Annotated in this window: 7 protein-coding genes; 1 reads left to right on the top strand and 6 read right to left on the bottom strand. The window is 66.3% G+C overall.

Annotation, left to right across the window (positions count from 1 at the left end; translation table 11 throughout):
* From Q0O97_RS17300 to Q0O97_RS17275, 6 genes are all read right to left on the bottom strand, one after another.
* On the bottom strand, positions 1-430 hold a 430-nt coding region (locus Q0O97_RS17300), incomplete at its 3' end, for an FAD-binding protein (protein ID WP_294932375.1).
* Positions 431-437: 7 nt separating this feature from the next.
* Entirely contained in the window at positions 438-827 is a 390-nt protein-coding gene (sdhD, locus tag Q0O97_RS17295; RefSeq protein WP_294932372.1) for a succinate dehydrogenase, hydrophobic membrane anchor protein, read from the bottom strand.
* A 13-nt stretch (positions 828-840) separates the two neighbouring features.
* Positions 841-1,233: a succinate dehydrogenase, cytochrome b556 subunit gene (gene sdhC, locus Q0O97_RS17290; protein ID WP_294932369.1), complete on the bottom strand. Its 393-nt coding sequence runs from the start codon at positions 1,231-1,233 to the stop codon at positions 841-843.
* Positions 1,234-1,492: 259 nt separating this feature from the next.
* Complete coding sequence (locus Q0O97_RS17285; RefSeq protein WP_294932366.1) at positions 1,493-1,699, bottom strand: DUF1737 domain-containing protein; 207 nt, start codon at positions 1,697-1,699, stop codon at positions 1,493-1,495.
* Positions 1,700-1,701: 2 nt separating this feature from the next.
* Positions 1,702-2,253: an NnrU family protein gene (locus Q0O97_RS17280; RefSeq protein WP_294932363.1), complete on the bottom strand. Its 552-nt coding sequence runs from the start codon at positions 2,251-2,253 to the stop codon at positions 1,702-1,704.
* 40 nt (positions 2,254-2,293) lie between these two features.
* Positions 2,294-3,136, bottom strand: coding sequence for a CoA ester lyase (locus tag Q0O97_RS17275; protein ID WP_294932360.1), 843 nt, complete (start codon positions 3,134-3,136; stop codon positions 2,294-2,296).
* A gap of 262 nt (positions 3,137-3,398) precedes the next feature.
* On the opposite strand from Q0O97_RS17275, the gene Q0O97_RS17270 reads away from it, so the two are divergent.
* On the top strand, positions 3,399-4,005 hold a 607-nt coding region (locus Q0O97_RS17270; protein WP_294932357.1), incomplete at its 3' end, for a malate dehydrogenase.

The following is a 4,005-nucleotide window of genomic DNA, read 5'->3' as shown; positions in this document are numbered from 1 at the left end:
GGTCGGCGGCGGCGCAGGTGCGCTGCACCGGGGGGCCTTCGCCGAATTCGGTCGTGTGGCCGCCGAAGGGGCGCTGGTAGATCTTGCCCTCTTCGGTGCGCGAAAACGGCACGCCGTAATGTTCCAGCTCGTATACGGCCTTGGGCGCCTCGCGCGCGAGGTATTCCATCGCGTCGGTGTCGCCCAGCCAGTCGGACCCCTTGACGGTGTCATACATGTGCCACTGCCAGTTGTCCGGCCCCATGTTCGACAGGCTGGCGGCAATGCCGCCCTGCGCCGCCACGGTATGGCTGCGCGTCGGAAAAACCTTGGTCACGCAGGCCGTGCGCAGCCCCTGCTCGGCCATGCCAAGCGTCGCACGAAGGCCAGCCCCGCCGGCGCCCACCACGACGACATCGTAATCATGCGTTTGATAGGAATAAGCAGCCATTGGAACCTCAGACGAGAACGAACTGCGCCAGGCCCATCCGGGCCAGCGCATAGGCAGCAGCGGCGATCACCGCATAGCTGAAGATGACGGAAACGACGATGCCGACCTTGAGAGCCGTGCCGCGCAGGTAGTCGTCCAGCATGATGCGGGTGCCGCGCACGAAATGCAGCATGCCGACGATGACGAACAGCCCCGTGACGATCGCCGGGAAGGGCTGGCCGAAATAGGCGACGACGCCCGCGCGCGGCAAGCCGATGGCGCGGCCGACGACCAGCATGAAAACGGGGGTCAGCAGCGCCAGCGCGCAGGCGGTGACGGTCAGGAACCAGTGGTCCTTGGTGCCGGTCCGCGAGGCGCCCAGACCCTTGGCGGCTTTAAGCGGGGTGATATAGCGCATCTCGGCTTGCTCCTCAGAACGCAAAGAACAGGATCAGCGACAGCAGCACCAGCACGCCCGAGCCGATCAGGATCGCCATGCTGGACTTCTGCGCGGTCTCGATCTCCAGCCCCAGGCCGGCGTCGTAGAACAGGTGGCGGATACCGGCCAGCAGGTGATACCACAGCGCCCATGCCGCGCCGGTCATCACGATGAAACCGATCCACGAGCGCAGCACCCAGTCCGCGCAGGCGAAGGCCGCGTCCGATGTCACGGCGGCCACCAGCCACCACACCAGCAAAAGGATGCCCGCGACCAGGGCATGTCCGGTGATACGGGTCAGAATCGAGGTGATCGCCGCCAATGGAAGACGATAAACCTGCAAGTGGGGGGACAGCGGCCGGTTACCCCGGTTCACGTCGGCCATATTGCGCTCTCCTGCTTTGTCTCAGGTGCTGTGCCTCTGGCCCCTGCGCCTCAGCTGGCGGGTCGGGCTGGCTGAATTGCCGCCGTTTCTAACCCTTTTGTGGCAGGTGTCACGTCCCCCGGACCACAAATCGGGCAGAAACCGCGTTTTTTCGGGTTTGTGATCACGCATTCGGCGGGTGTGATCACAAATTTGCGTCATTTTCCCGCCCTTCCGGGGACAGGATCACGAAACCGTGCGGCGCGACTCACCCCGCGGGTCATTGCTGGCCCAGCTTCATCTCGGGGTGATAGGCGCCCTGGATTTCCTTGGTCACGGCCTGCGCGCAGCGAACCGTGCCGCGTTGGGGGTCGAAGGTGATCGAGGGGGCGCCGTGCAGCACCCAGCCCCTGGACAGTGCCTCGGACACCTTGTGGCAAAAGGCCGGCGTGTCGTCTTCGGTCAGCAGGCGATAGATCGTCGTCATGTTCAGGCTCCGAACGGGTTGTAGCCAAGCCAGCCGTGAATCAGCCCGGCCACCAGATAGACCACCAGCGCGCCGGCCACGGCCATGATTTCCTTGCGCATCACGGAAGGGCTGCGGTCGGGGGTCCAGCCCGGTTCGGCGCGGTTGATCGCCGCCATCTGCACCAGCGACCAGGCCAGCAACCCGCCGAACAGCACGAAGGACGGCAGGTCGCCGTTGGGCAGCAGATGCGCAAAGGCCCACAGCGCAAAGCCGGTCAACTGCGGATGGCGCAGGCGCCGCCCCACCGCCGTCTTCATCCCGGCGGCGGCGAAAAGATAGAAGGCCACCAGCACCAGAAGGTTGTTGATCCCCTTCAGCATGGGCGTGGCGCCCCACCAGAACGGCCCCTCGGCGCTGCGATAGCCCAGGATCATCAGGATGACCGAAACCAGCAGCAGGATCGTGACCATGCCTCGGGCCGGATCGCCCATCCGCGCGCGGGGCGAGGGCGCGATGCGCTTGAAAAGATGCGCGGCCCACCAAATTGCGATTCCGAGGATCAACATCAACATCTGGCTTGTCCTTCGACTTGCTGGTTTGCGTTTCGGCCTGTCAGCCCTGCCCCATCGCGGCGATGGCCGCAGCGCGCCCAAGCGTCGCGCGGGCGGTTTCGACATGCAGGTTCTCGACGATGCGGCCATCCAGAACCGCGACGCCCTGCCCCTGCGCAATGGCGCGTTCATGGGCCTCGATCTGGCGGCGGGCCAGCGCGATTTCATCGTCCGAGGGGGCAAAGACCCGGTTGGCGGTCTCGATCTGCGCGGGGTGGATCACGGTCTTGCCGTCAAAGCCCATGTCGCGGCCCTGTTCGCATTCGGCGCGCAGCCCGTCCTCGTCGCGAAAGGCGGTATGGACACCGTCCACGATCACCTTGCCATGCGCCCGCGCCGCCAGCAGGCAAAGGCCAAGGCCGGTTTGCAGCCCCAGCCGGTCGGGGCGGAAGCGGCAGTTCAGTTCGCGCGCAAGGTCGTTGGTGCCCATGACCAGCCCCTCCAGCCGGGGATGGGCGGCGATGGGTCCGGCGTTCAGCATGGCCTGCGCGGTCTCCATCATCGCCCATAGCGGGACGTTGGGCAAAAGCTGCGCCGCGCGGTCCAGGTCGGCAGGGCGGCCGACCTTGGGCAGCAGCACCGCATCGGCGCCCTGGGCAAAGGCGCGCGCGTCGGCCTGACCCCATTCGGTGTCCAGCCCGTTGATGCGCACGATCCGCGCCCTTGGGCCGTAATCGGCCAGAAGCGCGCTGGCCAGCAGGTCCCGCGCCGCTGTCTTTTCCGCCGGGGCAACGGCGTCCTCGAGGTCGAAGATGATCGCATCCGCCGCCAGCCCGCGCGCCTTTTCCATCGCGCGCCGGTTCGAGCCGGGGATATAGAGGACAGAGCGGTAAGGGCGGGTCATGGCATGCCTTCGTCGGTTTGCGCCTTGCAAACTGCGTCCTGCGCCCCGCGATGGCAAGCCTTTTCAGCCCCCCGCAAAAGGCCGCGGCGCGGGCCGCCGCGCCCGCGCAATGGCGGCCAGGCGGTGCGGTTCAAACGCCCCACCGCGCGGATTCGCCGGGTCCCGCCGGGGCTGTTCGCGCAATCATCCATCCTCGGTCTTGCGCATGTCCCACCAAAGCACTAGGGCAAGCCAGAGCGAAAAAACCCCAATGGAGGTTCTCATGGCCCGACCCAAGATTGCGCTTATCGGCGCGGGACAGATCGGCGGCACCCTGGCCCATCTGGCCGCGATCAAGGAACTTGGCGATGTCGTCCTGTTCGACATTGCCGAAGGAACGCCCCAGGGCAAGGCGCTGGATATCGCGCAATCCGGCCCGTCCGAAGGCTTCGACGCCGTGATGAAAGGCGCCAACGACTACGCCGATATCGCGGGCGCCGATGTCTGCATCGTCACCGCCGGCGTGCCGCGCAAGCCGGGGATGAGCCGCGACGACCTGCTGGGCATCAACCTCAAGGTCATGAAATCGGTGGGCGAGGGCATCGCGAAACACGCCCCCGACGCCTTCGTCATCTGCATCACCAACCCGCTGGACGCGATGGTCTGGGCCTTGCAGAAATTCTCGGGCCTGCCCGCGAACAAGGTCTGCGGCATGGCCGGGGTGCTGGATTCGGCGCGCTTCCGCCATTTCCTGTCGCTGGAATTCGGCGTCTCGATGCGCGACGTCACCGCCTTCGTGCTGGGGGGCCACGGCGACACGATGGTGCCGCTGACCCGCTATTCGACCGTGGCGGGCATCCCGCTGCCGGATCTGGTCAAGATGGGCTGGA

The sequence above is a fragment of the uncultured Paracoccus sp. genome, assembly GCF_945915435.1.
Classification (GTDB): domain Bacteria; phylum Pseudomonadota; class Alphaproteobacteria; order Rhodobacterales; family Rhodobacteraceae; genus Paracoccus.
The sequence above is the reverse complement of the archived record's forward strand: the minus strand, read 5'-3'. Positions and strand labels throughout refer to the sequence as shown.